This window comes from Phreatobacter oligotrophus (assembly GCF_003046185.1).
GTDB lineage: Bacteria > Pseudomonadota > Alphaproteobacteria > Rhizobiales > Phreatobacteraceae > Phreatobacter > Phreatobacter oligotrophus.
Window position 1 is genome coordinate 266,982 of sequence record NZ_PZZL01000004.1, and the last position, 17,856, is coordinate 284,837.

The 17,856-nt window shown below is 69.9% G+C and carries 18 protein-coding genes; 16 read left to right on the forward strand and 2 right to left on the reverse strand.

Translation table 11 applies throughout. The features are described 5' to 3' along the window. Positions 1–8: 8 nt before the first annotated feature. A complete protein-coding gene (locus C8P69_RS11085) occupies positions 9–620 on the reverse strand; it encodes a glutathione S-transferase (RefSeq protein ID WP_108177062.1) in 612 nt (203 codons plus the stop codon). A gap of 236 nt (positions 621–856) precedes the next feature. On the opposite strand from C8P69_RS11085, the gene C8P69_RS11090 reads away from it, so the two are divergent. The 7 genes from C8P69_RS11090 (at position 857) to soxA (ending at position 7,267) form a co-directional block, all read left to right on the forward strand. Further along, on the forward strand, positions 857–2,398 hold the full coding sequence (locus C8P69_RS11090) for an amidohydrolase family protein (RefSeq protein WP_108177064.1): 1,542 nt from the start codon (positions 857–859) through the stop codon (positions 2,396–2,398). Positions 2,399–2,622: 224 nt separating this feature from the next. Then, positions 2,623–3,081 (forward strand): (2Fe-2S)-binding protein, encoded by a 459-nt coding sequence (locus C8P69_RS11095; RefSeq protein ID WP_108177065.1) that lies wholly within the window; start codon positions 2,623–2,625, stop codon positions 3,079–3,081. A gap of 11 nt (positions 3,082–3,092) precedes the next feature. Beyond that, a complete protein-coding gene (locus C8P69_RS11100) occupies positions 3,093–5,267 on the forward strand; it encodes a xanthine dehydrogenase family protein molybdopterin-binding subunit (protein ID WP_108177067.1) in 2,175 nt (724 codons plus the stop codon). Beyond that, positions 5,264–5,701, forward strand: a complete 438-nt coding sequence (gene soxX / locus C8P69_RS11105) for a sulfur oxidation c-type cytochrome SoxX (RefSeq protein WP_108177069.1) — start codon at positions 5,264–5,266, stop codon at positions 5,699–5,701. The genes C8P69_RS11100 and soxX overlap by 4 nt, the downstream gene beginning before the upstream one ends. A gap of 4 nt (positions 5,702–5,705) precedes the next feature. Further along, complete coding sequence (locus C8P69_RS11110; RefSeq protein WP_108177071.1) at positions 5,706–6,182, forward strand: thiosulfate oxidation carrier protein SoxY; 477 nt, start codon at positions 5,706–5,708, stop codon at positions 6,180–6,182. Between the two features lie 3 nt (positions 6,183–6,185). Then, positions 6,186–6,515, forward strand: coding sequence for a thiosulfate oxidation carrier complex protein SoxZ (locus tag C8P69_RS11115; RefSeq protein ID WP_108177073.1), 330 nt, complete (start codon positions 6,186–6,188; stop codon positions 6,513–6,515). Then, positions 6,512–7,267, forward strand: a complete 756-nt coding sequence (gene soxA, locus C8P69_RS11120; RefSeq protein WP_108177075.1) for a sulfur oxidation c-type cytochrome SoxA — start codon at positions 6,512–6,514, stop codon at positions 7,265–7,267. Before C8P69_RS11115 ends, soxA begins: the two co-directional genes overlap by 4 nt. Here the strand turns inward: soxA and C8P69_RS11125 are convergent. Continuing rightward, positions 7,264–8,007 (reverse strand): FadR/GntR family transcriptional regulator, encoded by a 744-nt coding sequence (locus C8P69_RS11125; protein WP_108177077.1) that lies wholly within the window; start codon positions 8,005–8,007, stop codon positions 7,264–7,266. The two genes, soxA and C8P69_RS11125, sit on opposite strands and share 4 nt — an antisense overlap. 316 nt (positions 8,008–8,323) lie before the next feature. Here C8P69_RS11125 and C8P69_RS11130 point away from each other — a divergent pair, with 316 nt between their 5' ends. From C8P69_RS11130 to C8P69_RS11170, 9 genes are all read left to right on the forward strand, one after another. Then, positions 8,324–9,223: a dihydrodipicolinate synthase family protein gene (locus tag C8P69_RS11130; RefSeq protein WP_108177079.1), complete on the forward strand. Its 900-nt coding sequence runs from the start codon at positions 8,324–8,326 to the stop codon at positions 9,221–9,223. Positions 9,224–9,226: 3 nt separating this feature from the next. Further along, on the forward strand, positions 9,227–9,910 hold the full coding sequence (locus C8P69_RS11135; protein WP_108177081.1) for an SDR family NAD(P)-dependent oxidoreductase: 684 nt from the start codon (positions 9,227–9,229) through the stop codon (positions 9,908–9,910). Further along, complete coding sequence (locus C8P69_RS11140; protein WP_108177083.1) at positions 9,907–11,055, forward strand: four-carbon acid sugar kinase family protein; 1,149 nt, start codon at positions 9,907–9,909, stop codon at positions 11,053–11,055. Before C8P69_RS11135 ends, C8P69_RS11140 begins: the two co-directional genes overlap by 4 nt. Beyond that, on the forward strand, positions 11,052–12,062 hold the full coding sequence (pdxA, locus tag C8P69_RS11145; RefSeq protein WP_108177085.1) for a 4-hydroxythreonine-4-phosphate dehydrogenase PdxA: 1,011 nt from the start codon (positions 11,052–11,054) through the stop codon (positions 12,060–12,062). Before C8P69_RS11140 ends, pdxA begins: the two co-directional genes overlap by 4 nt. 7 nt (positions 12,063–12,069) lie before the next feature. Further along, complete coding sequence (locus C8P69_RS11150) at positions 12,070–13,197, forward strand: iron-containing alcohol dehydrogenase (RefSeq protein ID WP_108177510.1); 1,128 nt, start codon at positions 12,070–12,072, stop codon at positions 13,195–13,197. Positions 13,198–13,207: 10 nt separating this feature from the next. Beyond that, a complete protein-coding gene (locus tag C8P69_RS11155; protein ID WP_108177087.1) occupies positions 13,208–14,377 on the forward strand; it encodes a sialidase family protein in 1,170 nt (389 codons plus the stop codon). Positions 14,378–14,441: 64 nt separating this feature from the next. After that, positions 14,442–15,437: a Bug family tripartite tricarboxylate transporter substrate binding protein gene (locus C8P69_RS11160; protein ID WP_245901990.1), complete on the forward strand. Its 996-nt coding sequence runs from the start codon at positions 14,442–14,444 to the stop codon at positions 15,435–15,437. Between the two features lie 114 nt (positions 15,438–15,551). Beyond that, positions 15,552–16,541, forward strand: coding sequence for a Bug family tripartite tricarboxylate transporter substrate binding protein (locus C8P69_RS11165; RefSeq protein ID WP_108177089.1), 990 nt, complete (start codon positions 15,552–15,554; stop codon positions 16,539–16,541). A 118-nt stretch (positions 16,542–16,659) separates the two neighbouring features. Then, positions 16,660–17,811 (forward strand): ABC transporter substrate-binding protein, encoded by a 1,152-nt coding sequence (locus C8P69_RS11170; RefSeq protein ID WP_425440756.1) that lies wholly within the window; start codon positions 16,660–16,662, stop codon positions 17,809–17,811. Positions 17,812–17,856 lie beyond the last annotated feature (45 nt).

Here is a 17,856-nt window from a genome sequence, read left to right on the forward strand (position 1 = left end):
GCGGGCCCTCAGCCCACCGGAACGGTGGCCTTCATCGACGGCCGCTCGGAGAAGCGGGCATACCAGTCGGCGAGCGCCGTATTGCCGTCGCGCCAGGCGATGTCGGGGAAGCGGAAGTCGAGATAACCGAGCGAGACCGCGACCGCGATCGTGCCGATGTCGACCTTGGCCTCGAGATGCGGCAGCCATGACGAGGAGAAATTGGCGACCGTCGTGCGGATCTTGGTGATCTGGCCGGCATGCCAGTCGGCCCAGCGCAGCGCCTCAGGGCGCGCGACGCTCTCGTAGCGGGCGAGCAGCGCCGCATCGAGCATTTCGTCGGCCGCCGACTGCAGCACCAGGGCCGGCCAGCGGGCAGCGCCGGCCGGGAACAGCGCCGGGGCCGAACCGATGGCGTCGAGATATTCGCAGATGACCCGGCTATCATAGATCGCCGCACCGTCATCGCCGATCAGCGTCGGCACCTTGCCGGTCGGGTTGTGCGCCTTGATCGTGGCGTCCTGGTTGATGGGATGGGCGGCGGCGGGAAGCTTGTCGATCTGCCCGTCGATGCCGCGCTCGATGGCGCAGACCATGACCTTGCGGACGAAAGGCGAGGCGGGGGAGAAGAACAGCTTCACGGCGCAGATCCCGGAGAGACGGCTGGGCGGCCCGACGGGACCGCGGGGGGCCAAGATGGCGCATCGCGGCGATGCCCGGAAGCCCGGGGCGCTGCAGGCCCCCTCCGCCGAAGGACGGGGGCGGCGGCCCGCCGTCAGGCCCCGCTCTTGCCTGTGATGGGCACAACCCACGTGGCTTTGCCTCCCGGCATCGCTGCGTCCATCATCGCGCGCCGCCCCTGCCCTCCGGATTCCCCATGCCCGCCTCGCTCATTCGCAGCCACACGCTCATGACCGGTGTCGCCGACCGCTTCACCTGCGAGACCATCGACGGCGGCGGGGTCCTGCAGGAGGACGGTGTGATCACCGCCATCGGCAGCTTCGCCGAGCTCTCCGCCCGTCACCCGACCGTGCCGGTCATCGGCACGGGGCGCGAGGTGGTGCTGCCGGGCTTCGTCAATGCCCACCACCATGTCGGCCTGACACCGGTCCAGCTCGGCTCGCCCGACATGCCGCTGGAGCTCTGGTTCATCACCCGCATGGTGATCCGCAACCTCGATCTCTACCTCGACACGCTCTACTCGGCCTTCGAGATGGTCGGCTCGGGCGTGACGACCGTCCAGCATATCCAGAGCCTTCTGCCCGGCACCGCAACGGAGGTCGAGGCCAAGATCGGCGAGGTCATCCGCGCCTACGAGGCCATCGGCATGCGGGTCTCCTATTGCTACGGCGTCCGCGACCAGAACCGGCTCGTCTACCAGGCGGATGCGGACCTCATCGCCAGCCTGCCGGCGGAGCTGCAGGACCCGATGAAGCGCTATTTCGACCGCTTCCGCATGAACCTCGACGAGACGATGGGCCTGTTCGAGAGCCTGCACGCCCGCCACCAGGGCAAGCGGCGGGTGAAGATCCAGCTGGCGCCGGCGAACCTCCACTGGTGCTCCGACACCGCATTAGGGCGGCTTGCGGAGACCTCGGAGCGCTTTGCCGCGCCGATGCACATGCACCTGGTCGAGACCGCCTACCAGAAGGAATATGCTGCTCGACGCGGCGGCGGCACGGCCGTCGACTACCTCGGCCGCTTCGGCCTGGTGAACGAGCGCCTGACCATCGGCCACGGCGTCTGGCTTTCCGAGCCCGACATCGACCGTCTCGCCGAGGCCGGCTCCTGCATCTGCCACAACTGCTCCTCGAATTTCCGCCTGCGCTCGGGCCTTGCCCCGCTCAACGCCTTCGAGGCCCGGGGTCTCACCACCGCCATCGGCATCGACGAGGCCGGCATCAACGACGACCGCGACATGCTGCAGGAGTTGCGCATGGTGCTGCGCGCCCACCGCGTTCCCGGCATGGTCGAGGCCGACGTCCCCACCATCCCGCAGGTCCTGCGCATGGCGACCGTGGGCGGCGCCGCGACGACGCCCTACGGCGAGACCATTGGCCGGCTGGAGGTCGGCAAGGCGGCCGATCTCGTCCTCCACGACCACCAGGCCATCGCCTGGCCCTATCTCGACGCGGAAACCTCGGCGGTGGATGCGCTGGTCCAGCGGGCCAAGCCCTCCGGCGTGAAGGCGGTGATGTGCGACGGGGAGATCCTCTATGCCGACGGCCGTTTCACCCGCGTCGACCGCGACGCGGCGCTGAAAGCGCTGCACGATGATCTGTCCAAGGCCCTGTCGCATGACGAGATGGAGCGGCGGCACCTCTCCAAGGCGCTGCTGCCGCATGTCCGGCGCTTCTATGCCGGCTATATCGACCCGGCCCGGCACGAGCCCTTCTATCGCGGCAGTTCGCGCGTCTGAGGGCCACGGCCTCGCCGCGCCGACCCCGCCGGTTGTGCAAGCCTCGCCCCTCTGGGGCTTGACCGACGAATTTCACTTGCAAGGCGTGGAGATTATCCGTCTCCCACCTCTCGACAAAGTGAAAGCCGCCCTCTCCGTTACGGGTTGTTTCGTAGGCCGCTCCACAGTGGAATCCTTCCAACGAAGAGGCCGTCACGGCCCGACGCGAACGAAGGGAGACGGCGGTGGCGAAACTCAACATCAATGGCCAGGTGGTCGAGGTCACGGCGGCGGATGACACGCCGCTGCTCTGGGCAATTCGGGACCATGTCGGGCTTACCGGTACCAAGTACGGCTGCGGCATCGCGGCCTGCGGCGCCTGCACGGTCCACATTGACGGCCAGGCGGTGCGCTCCTGCTCCATGCCGCTGAGCGCCGTCTCGCCCGACCAGAAGATCGTCACCATCGAGGGCCTGTCGCCCAACGGCATGCACCCGATCCAGGTCGCCTGGCGCGATCTCGACGTTCCCCAGTGCGGCTATTGCCAGTCCGGCATGATCATGGCCGCTGCCGCCCTTCTGGCGGAGAAGCCGAACCCGACGGACGAGGACATCGACAATGCGATGACCAACATCTGCCGGTGCGGCACCTACAACCGCGTGCGCGCCGGCATCAAGCAGGCCGCTGCGAACCGCCAGGGCTGAGGGAGGACGTCATGACGCTCATCGAGACCACCACGACCTCCCGTCGCGCCGTCCTCAAGGCCGCCGCCGGCCTCACCGTCGGCTTCTACCTGCCGACCGGCGCTATCGCCCAGCAGCCGGCACCCGCAGCGACGCCCGAAATCAACGCCTGGGTGGTCATTCGCCCGGATGACACCGTCGTTCTGCGCATGGCCCGCTCCGAGATGGGCCAGGGCACGCGCACCGGCCTCTGCCAGATGATCGCCGAGGAGCTGCACTGCGACTGGTCGAAGATAGTCACCGAATATGTGACGCCCGGCCAGTCGCTGGCACGCAACCGCGCCTGGGGCGCCTTCCTCACAGCCGGCAGCCAGGGCATCCGCCAGAGCCACGACTATGTCCGCCGCGGCGGCGCTGCCGCCCGCATCATGCTGATCCAGGCCGCGGCCGAGGCCTGGGGCGTGCCCGCAGCCGAGTGCACGGCCAAGGACAGCGTCATCACCCATGCCGCTTCCGGCCGCTCGGTGCGCTACGGCCAGGTGGCCGCCGCTGCCGCGCGTCTGACGCCGCCCGCCAACGTGACGCTGAAGGACCCCAAGGACTGGACGGTCATCGGCAAGTCGGTGAAGCGCCTCGACACCGCCGCCAAGACCACCGGCGCGCTCGTCTATGGCTCGGACCTGAAGATGCCGGGCATGCTGGTCGCGGTCCCCAAGGAATGCCCCGTCTTCGGCGGCAAGGTCGCCTCCTTCGATGCGTCGAAGGTCTCGTCCATGCCGGGCGTGCGCCATGTCCTGAAGGTCGCCGACACCGCCGTGGCGGTCGTTGCCGACACGTTCTGGCAGGCCAAGACCGCCCTGGACGCCCTGCCCGTCACCTGGGACTACGGCCCGAACCGCGCCGTCTCCTCCCAGACCATCGAGGCGCAGCTCCGCGAGGGTCTCGACGCCGCGGAAGCCTTCGTCGGCAACACCAATGGTGATGCCCGCGCGGCCATTGCCAGCGCCGCCCGCAAGGTGGAGGCGGTCTACGCCTATCCCTTCCAGAACCACGCGCCGATGGAGCCGATGAACGCCACGGTGCTTTGGACCCCCACGCGCTGCGACGTCTGGTGCCCGACCCAGAACGGCGAGGCGGCGCTGGCCGCCACCGCCCAGGCCGCGGGCCTGCCGCAGACCGCCTGCGACGTCCATCGCGTCGATCTCGGGGGCGGCTTCGGCCGGCGCACCACCCATGACTGGCTTATCCAGGCCGTCAACATCGCCAAGCAGGTTCCCGGCGTGCCGATCAAGACGCAGTGGACCCGCGAGGAGGACATGGTCCAGGGGCGCTATCACCCCGTGACCATGGCCAAGATGACCGGCGGCCTCGACGCGCAGGGCAACCTCGTCGGCCTGCACATGCGCATCTCCGGCCAGTCGATCCTGTCCTATGTCTTCCCCACCGCCCTGCAGAACGGCCGCGATCCCGTGCAGTTCCAGGGGCTCAATGCCGGCGGCAACGACAGCCAGATCGGCTATTCGTTCCCGAACCTGCTCATCGACCACGCCATGCGGAACACCCACGTGCCCCCGCATTTCTGGCGCGGCGTGAACCACAACCAGAACGCCATCTACCTTGAGTGCTTCCTCGACGAGCTCGCCCATGCGGCGGGCCAGGATCCCCTCGCCTTCCGCCGCAAGCTGATGGGCAACCATCCACGCCATCTCGCGGTGCTGAATGCGGTCGCCGAGAAGATCGGCTGGGACAAGCCCGCGCCGGCCGGTGTCCATCGCGGCATCGCCCAGCAGATGGGCTTCGGCAGCTATGTCGCCGCCGCCGCCGAGGTCTCGGTCGATGCCCAGGGCAAACTCAAGGTCCATCGCATCGTCGCGGCAACCGATTGCGGCGTCGCGGTCAATCCGCGGCAGATCGAGATGCAGGTCGAGGGATCCTTCGTCTATGGCCTCTCGGCGCTGCTCTACGGCGCCTGCACGGTGAAGGACGGCCAGATCGTCGAGACCAATTTCGACAGCTACAACGTGCTGCGCATGGACGAGATGCCACCGGTCGAGACCATCGTCATGCCCTCCGGCGGCTTCTGGGGTGGTGTCGGCGAGCCGACGATCATGGTGGCGGCGCCCGCCGTGCTGAACGGCATCTTCGCCGCCACCGGCAAGCGCATCCGCTCCGTGCCGCTGAAGGACCAGGACCTCCGGCGCGCGTGAGGCAGGCCCTCGCCGCGCTGCTGCTCGCCCTCGCCGCGGCTCCCGCTGCGGCGCAGGTCGCGCCCTTCGTTGTCACCGGCGACGCCGTCGAGGCACCGCTGGACGGCCTTGCGGGCGATGCCGGGCGCGGCGCGCGCATCGTCCGTAACCGGGAGACGGCCAATTGCCTGATCTGCCACACGATTCCGGACCCGCGCGAGACCTTCATGGGCGAGGTCGGCCCGCCACTGGCCGGCGTGGCCCTACGGCTGACACCCGGCCAGATGCGCCTCAGGCTCATCGACCCGACGCGGATCAACGGGGCGGCGGTCATGCCGGCCTATCACCGCACCGCCGACCTCCTGCGCGTCGATCCGCGCTTCGAGGGCCGGCCGGTCTTGACCGCGCAGGAGATCGAGGACGTCGTGGCCTATCTCGCGACGCTGAAGGAGTGATGGGATGACCCGACCCGATCGGCGATCCGGTCTCACGCGCCGCGCGGCCCTCGCCGCCAGCGCCGCCGCCCTTTTGCCGGCAACGACCACAGCGAGGGCCCAGACCGCACCGCGCGAGACCATGGCATCGGTCGAACGCGCCGTCCTCGCCGGCCGCACGCCGCTTGCCGCCGGCGTCACGCTGGACATGCCGACGCTGTCGGAAAACGGCAATTCCGTCGACCTGACGATCCGGATCGACAGCCCGATGAGCGGCGAGGACCATGTCACCGCCATCCATGTCCTGGCCGAGAAGAACCCGTTTCCGCGCGTTGCGACCTTCCGCATCGGCCTGCGGGCCGGCCGCGCCGAGGTCGGCACGCGCATCCGCCTCGCTGAGACCCAGACCATCGTCGTCCTCACCGAGACCAGCCGCGGCACGGTGCATCGCGGCGCCCGCGAGGTCATCGTCATCCTCGGCGCCTGCGTGGACGGAGGCTGAGCCATGGCCGGAGCCTCCATTCCCGCCCGTATCACCATGCCCGCCGAGGCCCGCCGCGGCGAGATCATCGAGATCCGCGTCCTCGTGCGCCACGCCATGGACCGCGCCATCGACGCGCCCGGCCTCACCCCCGTGCCGCGCAAGATCATCCACACGCTGCGCGTCACCTATGACGGCGCCGAGATCCTCCACATGGATCTCTCGCCGGGCATTGCCGCCAACCCCTATGTCGCCTTCACCACCGTCGCGACGACGACGGGCGAGGTCGTCTTCGAATGGCTGGAGGACGGCGGCGCGGTCTATGAGCGCCGGCAGATGCTGACGGTGACATGAGGCGCCTGGTCGTCCTTGGCCTCGCCTTGGCGGCGTCGGCGATCCCGGCGTTGGCCGGCGAGGTCCGCGCCCCCGCGAGCCTTCTCTCACCGGACCTCCGGGCGCTGCAGGACGATCCCTCGCGCCATCCCGGCTGGCTATGGGTCGATGGCGGCGAGGCGCTGTGGCGGGAAGCCCCCCGCTCCGGCCGCCCGTCCTGCCAGAGCTGCCACGGCCCGATCGACGGCATGCGCGGCGTCGCCGCCCGCTATCCGGCCGTCGCCAGCGACGGCGCGCTGCTCAACCTCGAAACCCGCATCGAGCGCTGCCGCACCGACAATCAGCAGGCCCCTGCCTTCGGCTACGAGAGCGAGGCGCTGCTCTCGCTCACCGCCGCCATCGCCCTGCGCTCGCGCGGGCTGCCGGTGGCTGTCGAGACGGACGGGGCTGCGGCGCCCCATGTTGAAGCCGGCCGGCGGTTCTACGAGACCCGGCAGGGCCAGCTCAATCTCTCCTGCGGCCAGTGCCACGACGAGAATGTCGGCCGGCGGCTGCGCGGTGACGTCATTTCCAGCGGGGTCGGCACCGGCTACCCGGCCTATCGCCTCGAATGGAACACGCTGGGCTCGCTCCACCGGCGACTGCGCGCCTGTTCCCTTGGCGTCCGGGCGACGCAGCTGCCCTATGGCGCCTATGACTATGTCGCGCTCGAGCTCTACCTCGCCGCCCGCGCCCGCGGTCTTCCCGTCGAGAGCCCCGGCATCCGCCGCTAGAGCGCGAGATCGAGGGCGTGGCCGTCGAAGATGCGGTCGCGCGAGCCCTTGAGGTGCAGCGCCATCAGCGCCCTCGCCCGCTCCGCGTCACGGCTGCGGATGGCGTCGTGGATCGCCGCATGTTCGGCATAGACCCCTTCGAGCGAGCCCTTCGGCCGGAACAGCGTGGTGCCATGCATCTTCATGCCGACGCTGATGTGGTCCTTCAGCGCCAGCAGCGAGGACACGTGGTAGTGGTTGTTGCTCGCCTCGGCGATCGCGAGATGGAAGGCGAAATCGGCATCCTCGCGGTGATGCTGGGCGCGCGTCGCGGATTTCATCGCCTCCAGCGCCTCGCCGATACGGCCGAGCGCCGCCGCGTTCCAGCGCAGCGCGGCCCAATAGGTGTGTTCCGGCTCCAGCGCCAGGCGAAACTCGTAGCAGCGCTGCACATCGGCAATGGTCGAGACCGGCGAGAAGGCGAGATTGGCGCCGGGCGCCTCGGCGGAAGCCGCCTGGGCGGTCACGAAAGTTCCGGAGCCGCGGCGCGACGAAACAAGGCCCGCCTCCCGCAGCAATCGCAACGCCTCGCGCACGATCGGTCGCGACACGACATAGGCCGCCGCGAGGTCGTTCTCGCTCGGCAAGCGGCCACCGGCGGGAAACTCACCGCCCGTGATCCGCGCCTGAAGCCCGGCGAACACGCGCTCGACCAGGGGCGTCGGAGCGGCAACCTGCGGCGAGTCATCAATGTCGGTCATGCAGCCCCCAAGATGGACAGGCAGCACCCTAGCGCAAAGCTGTAAAGTTGTAAAGTTGTCAGGCGTTCATCAATTCTCATAAACGAGAATTTCAATTTAACCTTCTGTTATTGCGACATTTTCTGGCGTGAAATCCAGCGATCAGCCAAGCCCTGTCAGGCCTGAAGTTGACACATTGAAACAAGTATGACTTCTACGGGCCTGACAAGCAGAGGCCGGCCAAGCAAGGTCGCGCCACGGGAGCAGCGCCCAGTCCGCGTGACGCCGGCCCGAGGGGTCCGGGCCGTGCCGCTCCGACGCACAGGAGGCGCATGCCATGACCGCCCAGCCCCGTCCGACCGGCCCCTTCGTCGCCATTGTCACGCCCTTCGACGCCCAGGAGGCAGTGGCGGAGGCGGCGCTGCGCCGTCAGGTCGCCCGGCAGGCCAAGGCGGGCAACGGCGTCTTCTGCGGCGGTACGAACGGCGAGTTCTACACCCTCTCCTTCGCCGAGAAGGTGCGGGTCGCCGAGATCTGCGTGGAGGCGGCTGCCGGAACGACGGGCGTGCTGGCCCATATCGGTGAGATCTCGACCCACCAGACGATCGCGCTGGGCAAGGCGATCCAGCGCCTCGGCGTCAAGGCCGTCTCGGCCATCACGCCCTCCTTCATCGCCTGCTCGCAAGACGAGCTCGAGGGCCATTACCGCCGTGTCGCCGATGCCCTCGACGTGCCGGTCTACCTCTACAACATCCCCGCGCGCACCGGGAACACGATCGCGCCCGAGACCGCGGCGCGCCTCGCCGGCCATCCGAATATCGTCGGCATCAAGGACAGCGAGGGCTCCAAGGCGAGCCTCGACGGTTTCCTCGCCGTCGCCGCAGGCCGCGACGATTTCGACGTGCTGGTCGGCCCGGATTCCCTGGTGCTCCATGGCCTGCAGAACGGCGCGGCGGGGAGCATTTCCGGCCTCGGCAATGTCGCGCCGCTGACCCTCAACGGCATCTGGACGGCCTTCACCGCGGGCGACCACGCAGCGGCCACGGCCCATCAGGAGCGGTTCAGCGCCCTTCGCGCGACGCTCTACGCCCACGGTTTCCCGCCGACCATGGTGAAATGCGCGCTGCGCGCCGTGATGCCCGATGTCGGCCCGAGCCGCGGCCCAGCCAGCGTGACGGCCGAGGTCGAGGCCAAGGTGGCCGAGATCGCCCGCTCCTTCGCCGAAGCGACGGCCTGACCCATGGCCGGACCGCGCCACGCCCTGGTCACCGGCACCAGTTCCGGCATCGGCGCGGCGGTCGCGGCGCGCCTGCTCGCCGAGGGCTGGAGGGTCACCGGCGTTGCACGGCGCCCCGTGACCATGGCCTCGCCGCACTATGCGCATGTCGCCTGCGACCTCTCGGATGCCGCCGCGCGGCGTGAGCTCGTCGCAAGCCTCCCGGCGGCCACGGCTTTCGTCCATGCGGCCGGCATCCTCGCGACCGGCGGCCTCGACGCCCTCGATGCCGAGCGCGGCCGCGCCATGTGGGACCTCCACGTCGCCGCGGCGGAAGAGATTGCCGGTGCCCTCGCACCCCGGATGCCCGAGGGCGGCCGCATCGTCCTGATCGGCAGCCGCACCTGGACCGGCTCGCCGCAACGCAGCCAGTATGCCGCGACCAAGGGGGCGCTGGTCGCCATGGCGCGGTCCTGGGCCGCCGAACTGGTGGCGCGCGGCATCACCGTCAATGTCGTCGCGCCCGCTGCGACCGAAACGCCCATGCTCGGCGATCCCGGCCGCAGCGGCGTGCCGCCGCGCGTGCCGCCGATGGGCCGCCTGATCCGCCCGGATGAGGTCGCTGCCGCCGTCACCTTCCTGATGTCGCGGGATGCCGACGCCATCACCGGACAGGTTCTGACCATCTGCGGCGGAGCCTCGCTGTGACGGCCCTCGCCCGCGATGCCGTGCCGGAACCCCGCGCCGCCTTTGCCGCGATCCGGATGATCGCCGATGACATGACCGGCGCGCTCGACACCGCCGCCGCCTTTGCCGGCCTGGCATCGCCCCTGCGCGTCGGAATTGCCGTGCAGGACAGCCGTTCGCTTGTTCTCGACATTGGCACCCGCGAGCGCGCCCGTAAGGACGCGGCGACCGCAGCGCAGGCCGCCGCGGCGCTGCTCGCCCCCGCCCCGGGCCGGCTTTCCTTCTTCAAGGTCGACAGCCTGCTGCGCGGCCATGCCGGTGCCGAGCTCGCCGCCGTCCTCGCAACGACCCGCTTCGACCGCGTCATCATCGCCCCGGCCCTTCCCGAACAGGGCCGCCGCACCCGTTCCGGTCGGCAGGTCTGGATCCAGGGCGGAACCTGGACGCCGACTGGCGAGGATCTGGGCGCAGCTCTCGCGGCAGCCGGACATCCCGTGGCGCGCCTCGGTTCCGCGAACCTGCCGGACCGCGGCATCAGCCTCTTCGATGCGGAAACGCCTGCACACCTCGACCGCATCGTCGCCAATGTCCTTGCCGCCGGCGGCAGCCTGCTCTGGGTCGGCTCGGCGGGCCTCGCGCGGGCTCTCGCCCGGACCGTGGTCGGCGCGCCCTGCCCCGATCTGCGGTGGGAGGGACCGCTCCTCGGGCTCATCGGCACCGATCATGCGGTCACAGCCGCCCAGCTCGAGGCCGTGGCGTCCCTCCGGCGGGAGGCCACCGATAGCGCCGGCATCATCGCGCTGCTCGCCCAGTCCGACGCGGCCTTCGTCACCACCGCCCTGCCCGCCGGCACGCCGCGCCCAGCCGCCCGCGCCACCATCGCCGCGCGGTTCGCCAGCCTGGTCGCCGCCGTGCCGCAGCCGGCCACGCTGCTCGTCAGCGGCGGCGAAACCCTGCGCGCGCTGCTGCCGGCGCTGGACGCCACCGGCCTCGATGTGCTCGGCGAGCTGCAGCCGGGCATCGCCCTCTCGCGCCTCACCGAGGGGCGCTGGCGGGGCACAACAGTCATCTCCAAATCCGGCGCCTTCGGCGAACCCGGCCTCTTCGCCGATCTCGCCGCCCGCGCCTCGTCCGCTCCGACATCCGCCGGAAAGATCCCGTCATGATACCCCATCTCGCGATCACCATGGGCGACCCCGCCGGCATCGGCCCGGAGATCATCGTGCGCGCCGTGCAGCTGCTGGCGCCCCGTCTCGCGGCCGGCGAGCTCAAGCTTCTCGTCACCGGTGACGTTCCGGCCCTGCGCAAGGCGGAGGCGCTTTTCGGCGCCGCCGCGATCCCCGAGGTCGCCGAGGGCGATGCCTGGCCGGCGGCCGCCATCCTCCAGGCCGGCGATCCCGGCGGGCCCATCGTCACCGGCGAGGTCGGCGCCCCCGGCGGGCGGATGGCCTATCTCGCCATCGAGAAGGCCGTGAGCCTCGCCATGGCCGGGCGGATCCAGGGTCTTGTCACCGCGCCGCTCAACAAGGAGGCGCTGAACCTTGCCGGCTATCATTATGCCGGCCACACCGAGCTGCTCGCCGAGCTCACAGGCGTGCGGGGCTCGGTCATGATGCTCGCCCATGGCACGATGAATGTCAGCCACGTCACCACCCACGTGGCGCTCGAGGACGTGCCGAAGCGCATCACGCCGGAGCGCATCCGCCGCGTCATCGATCTCACCAACGACGCCATGAAGCGGCTCGGCAAGGCGCGCCCGAAGATCGCCGTGGCCGCCCTGAACCCCCATGCCGGCGAAGGGGGCCTGTTCGGCCGGCAGGATATCGACATCTCCATGCCGACCATCGCCGCAGCGGTTGCCGACGGCCTCGACGTGGTGGGGCCCGTCCCCGGCGACACCGTCTTCGTGAAGCTGCGCGCCGGCCAGTACGACGCCGTCGTCGCCATGTATCACGATCAGGGGCATATCCCCGTCAAGCTGCTGGGATTCAAGGTCAATCCCGACACGGGCACATGGGAAGGCCTGTCAGGCGTCAACATCACGCTCGGCCTGCCGATCATCCGCACCTCGGTCGACCATGGCACCGCCTTCGACATCGCCGGTAAGGGCGTCGCCTCGGAGACGAGCCTGATCGAGGCCATCGAATATGCCGAACGGCTCGCAGCTGCGTGAGATCCCGATGAACACCTTCGCCACCCCCATCGACCTTGTTCGCCCGCCGCTGATCGCCTTCGGGGCCGGCACCGTCGCCCGCCTGGCGCAATGGGCGCGCGAGCAGGGCTATGCGCGGCCCTTCGTGCTCGCCTCGAGCTTCCATGCGAAGCGGCTGGAGGGGCTCGGCCTTGGCGAGGTCGCGGCCTTCACCGATGTGGTGGCGGAGCCCGACGTCCCGAACTTCGAGGCGGCGCTGGCCGCCGCCCAGCGCCATCGGCCGGACCTCGTCATCGGCTTCGGCGGCGGCAGCGTCATGGACGTGGCAAAGCTCGTCGCGGCCCTGCTCGGCGGCGAACAGGCGCTCGCCGACGTCGTCGGCCCGGACAAGGTGGCTGGCCGCAGCGTCGGGCTCGCCCAGGTCGCGACCACGGCCGGCACAGGCAGCGAGGTCGGCACGCGCGCCCTCGTCACCGATCCAGTCTCCCGCAACAAATGGGCGGTGCAGAGCCGCCACCTGCTCGCCGACATCGCCATCGTCGACCCGGCGCTGATGGTGACCGTGCCGGCCCAGGTGACCGCCGAGACCGGCATCGACGCCATGGCCCATTGCGTCGAGGCCTTCACCAACATCAAGGCCCATCCGATCATCGATGCCTATGCGATCGAGGGCACGCGGCTTGTCGGCCGCTATCTTGCCCGCGCCGTCGCCGATGGCGGTGACCTGGAGGCGCGCGGCGGCATGGCCCTGGCCTCGCTCTATGGCGGCATCTGCCTCGGCCCGGTCAACACCGCCGGCGGCCATGCCATCGCCTATCCGCTCGGCACGCGGCACCACATTCCCCACGGCGCGGCCAATGCGGTGATCTTCCCGCATGTCCTCGCCTACAACGCCCCGGCCGTGCCCGCGAAGACTGCGCTGGTGCTGGAAGCCCTCGGTCTGCCGGCCTCCGATGATCCGGCGACGGTACTCGCACACACCAGCGGCTTCTGCGCCCGGCTCGGCATCGAGATGCGCATGGGGCCGCGCGGCGTGCCGGAAAGCGATCTCCCGGCCATGGCGGAGGAGGCCTTCGCCATCAAGCGGCTCATCGACAACAATCCGCGGCCGCTCTCCAGCGAGGCCATCCTCGCCATGTACCGCGCAGCCTTCTGAGGAGCCGGCGATGACCCTGGAGACAACCCCCCTCGTCCTCGACGGCATCCTGAAGCCCCGCGACGGCCTTGACGGCCAGTCCGAGGCGTTCATCCCCTCGCCCTGCCCGCAGAACCACGCCGCGAACCTGCTGACGCTCGGCGACGGCAGCCTGGCCTGCGTCTGGTTCGGCGGCACCCAGGAGGGCATGGCCGACATTTCCGTCCACATGGCGCGGCTGGAGCCAGGCGCATCGCGCTGGAGCGAGGCGGTGAAGCTCGCCGACGACGCCACGCGGTCCGAGCAGAACCCGATCCTGTTCCAGGCGGCCTCCGGTGACCTCTGGCTACTCTACACGTCGCAGAAGTCGGGCAATCAGGACACGGCGGTCGTGCGCCGCCGCCGCTCCAGCGACGACGGGCGGACCTGGTCGGATCCCGAGACGATGATCGGTGATGCCGGCACCTTCGTGCGCCAGCCGCTGATGCGCCGCGCCGATGGCGCCATCCTCCTGCCGGCCTGGCTCTGTCGCACCGTGCCGGGCGTCAAATGGGTCGGCGATGACGATGTCAGCGTCGTGCGCATCTCCCGCGATGAGGGCAAGACTTGGTCGAGCACCGAGGTGCCGGGCAGCCTCGGCTGCGTCCATATGAGCATTGTCGAGGCGGGAGCCGGCGAGCTCCTCGCCCTCTACCGCTCACGCTGGGCGGACTTCATCCATGCCTCGCGCTCGACGGATGGCGGCGCGACCTGGTCGGCCCCGGTGCGGACGGAGCTGCCGAACAACAACTCGTCGATCCAGGCGAGCCGCCTCGCCGATGGCCGGATCGCCCTCGTCTACAATCATTCGAGCGCGGCGAACGCCGCCGAGCGCCGCCTCTCGCTCTATGACGAGATCGAGGACGAGGAGGACGGCGTCGCGCCCCCCGCCGACCACGTGCCGCCGGCCCGCACAGCCTTCTGGGGCGCGCCGCGCGCCCCGCTCATGCTCGCCATCTCATCGGATGGCGGCAGGACATGGCCGGATCGCCGCCTCATCGAGGACGGCGACGGCTATTGCATGACCAACAACTCCACCGACAAGCGCAACCGCGAACTGTCCTATCCCTCCGTCCACCAGTCCCCCGACGGGGCCATCCACGTCGCCTTCACCTACCACCGCCAGGCGATCAAGCATGTCCGGCTCGCCCCGCCCGTCTGAGGCGGGACAGGGCCGGCCAGACGCGACTTCAAAGACCTTAAGAGAAGCACCTAGGGAGCCCATCATGACCCTGCGCAGGCGCACCTTCCTCATGACATCCATGGCGGCGCTCGCCGCCCCGTCCCTCATCACCAATGCCGGCGCCCAGTCCGGCTGGCCGCAGCGCGGCCGGACCCTCAAGATGATCGTGCCCTGGCCGGCGGGCGCCGCCAACGATGCCCTCGGCCGCCTGATCGCCGATCGCCTGCAGCAGAAATTCGGTGTCGCCGCCGTTACCGAGAACCGCGTCGGCGGTGCGGGCCTTCTCGGCACCCGGGCGGTCGTCCAGGCCGATCCGGATGGCTACACGCTGCTGGCCAGCGCCTTCAACACCGCGGTCATGCCGCTGGTGCTCAAGGCAGCATCCGACTTCAATCCGGAGACGGATCTCGAGGTGCTCGGCCGCACGGCGGTCGCCCCGCTGGTCTGCGTGATGAGCGCGTCGCTGCCGCAGAAGACCCTGGCGGAGGTGATCGCCGCCGCCAAGGCCGAACCCTCCAAGTGGAACTTCGCCATCTCGTCGCTGGGATCGGCCGGCCACCTCGCCACCATCGACTTCCTGCGCCGCGCCGGCGTGAACATCCAGATGGTGCCCTATCGCGGCACCCAGCCCGCCCTGCAAGACATCATGGGCGGCAACGTCCAGCTGCTCATCGATCCGAGCTTCGCGCTCCTGCCCGCCGCGCTCGACGGCACCCGAGTCAGGGCGCTGGGCATCGCCACCAAGGAGCGCTCGGTGCTGGCGCCCTCGGTGCCGACCATGGCGGAGGCGGGCATGCCCGGCTTCGAGTTCCAGTCCTGGTATGGCATCTGGGCGCCGAAGAACCTGCCGGCCGACATCGCCGACCAGATCAGCGCCTTGATCCAGGAGACCATGTCCGATCCGGAGGTGGTGCAGCGGCTCCGCGCCACGCTGATCGAGCCGATCTCGGAAAGCCGCGAGGCGACGAAGGCCTTCATCCGCAGCGATATCGCCCGGGCGACGGAGCTGCTGCGTCTGGTGAACTTCCAGCCGAGCTGAGGCCGAGGCCTCATTACGCAGGGACGACCCGCGATGTCGTGATCGCGGCTCGTCCGCATTTGGCATCGGGCTTGCGGCGGGGGGCCACCTCCCCCGCCCAGAAAGCCCGTACCCATGGATCGACGCCTCTTCACCGCCGGATTGACGAGTTTCGCGGCAGCCGGACTGCCCAGCCTTGCGTCACCGCGCATCGCCTCCGCGCAGAGTCTGCAGGCCGGGCGGCCGATCAAGCTGGTGGTCCCCTTCCCCGCCGGCGGCTCCACCGACGTCATCGGCCGCATCATGGCCGAGGGGCTGGCGACGCGGCTGGCAACGCCCGTGGTCATCGAGAACAAGCCGGGCGCCGGCGGCACGATCGGCGCCGCCCAGGTCGCGAAGGCCGCGCCCGATGGCCATGAGCTTCTGATCGCCTCGGTGGCGATTTCGACCAACCACCACATCTTCCGCAACCTGTCCTTTGACCCGGTGAAGGACCTCGCGCCGGTGAGCTTCGTCGCGACGGTGCCCAACGCGCTCCTGGTCGGCCCGCACATGGCGGCGCGCTCGACTGCCGACCTCATCGCCGCGGCAAAGGCGGCGCCGGGCAAGATCACCTATGGCTCCGCCGGCATCGGCACCTCGGCCCATCTTGCGGCAGAGCTCTTCTGCCAGGCGACGGGCGTCACCATGACCCACGTGCCCTATCGCGGCACCGGGCCGGCGCTGAACGATCTCGTCGGCGGCCGGCTGGACGTGATGTTTGACATCCTCACGGCCGCCATCGCCCAGGTGAAGGCCGGCACGGTCCGCGCCCTGGGCGTGACGACGCTCCAGCCCAATCCGCTCCTGCCGGGCGTGCCGCCTGTCGCCGAAACCGTCGCCGGCTTCGAGGTCACGACCTGGAATGGCGTCTTCGCCCCGGCCGCGACGCCGCCTGCCACCATCGAGCGGATCTCGTCGGCCATCGCAGCCGTCATGGCCGAACCGGAGGTGAAGAACCGCCTGTCGGAGCTCTCGGTGGAGGCGCGCGGCACGCCGCCGGCCGACCTCGCGGCGCTGCTCGCCGCCGAATCCGAGAAATGGGGCCGGCTGGTGCGCGTCGCCAATATCCGCTCGGGCGACTAGCGGGAGCTCATCCACCTTCCCGAACGTGAAAGGCCGTTGCCTCCACCGCATTGGCCTTGCTAAGTCACGGCCAACGATCAACGCCCCGCATGAAGGGCGATCGAGGGAGGATGAGCCGATGATGACGATGTCGCGCGCCCGTGTTCTGGCGCTTGGGGCCGCCCTGGCCCTCACCGCGGCCCTGCCGGGATCGGCGCAGGAACGCGTCAAGCTGATCAACGTGGTCGAGCTGTCGGGCGCGGGCGCCACCGCCGGCACCCAGTGGCGCAACGGCATCGACCTTGCGGTCGCCGACATCAATGCGCGCGGCGGCATCCTCGGCCGGCAGATCGACATCGTCCATTACGATACCCAGACCAACCCCGGGAACACCCGCGCCGCCGTGCAGCGCGCCATCGACGAGGGCACCTACGCGGTCCTCGGCCCGGTCTTCTCCGGTCCGATCGGCGCCTCGATGCAGATCGCCCAGCGCGCCGAGATCGCGCAGATCGTCGGCGGCGAGGCCGCCGGCCTCACCCGCCAGGGCAACCCCTTCCTGTTCCGCACTTCGCTCAGCCAGGCCGCGGCCATGCCGAAGCTCGCGACCTATCTGAAGGACACGGTGAAGGCGAACCGGATCGCCATCGTCTGGGTCAACAACGACTTCGGCAAGGGCGGCCGCGACGCCATGCTGCCCGAGCTGCAGCGCCGCGGCATCCAGGTGGCGCTCGACGTCTCCACCGAGCAGGGCCAGGCCGATTTCACCGCTGACGCCATCCGCATCCGCAACGCCAATGTCGACGCCGTCTTCGTCTATCTGAACGAGGACGAGAGCGCCCGCTTCCTGCTCGCCGCCCGCCAGCAGAACGTCAACAAGCCGATGATCGGCGAGACCACCCTGCTCGGCGCCCGCGTCATCCAGCTCGCCGGCGAGGCGGCCAACGGCGCCCGCGGCCATGTCGGCCTGTCCATCGACGCGCCGGTGCCGGCCTTCCAGGATTTCGGCCGCCGCTACCAGGCGCGCTTCAACATCGCCTCCGACCATAACGGCCTGAAGGGCTACATGGCCGTCCACATGATCAAGTGGGCGACCGAGCGCATGGGCCGCTTCGACCGCAAGGGCGTCGCCGACACCCTGCGGGGGGCCACCATCACCCCGCAGATGGAGCCGGGCATCCTCATCACCACCAAGATCGAGGCGAACGGCGACCTGGACCGCGAGAGCTTCCTCGCCGAGGTCGAGAATGGCCAGCAGGTCATCAAGGCCACCCTGCCGATGATCAACCCCTGAGGCGCGCCGCACCGGCGCCCCTCTCGCAGAATCCAGGACGGACGC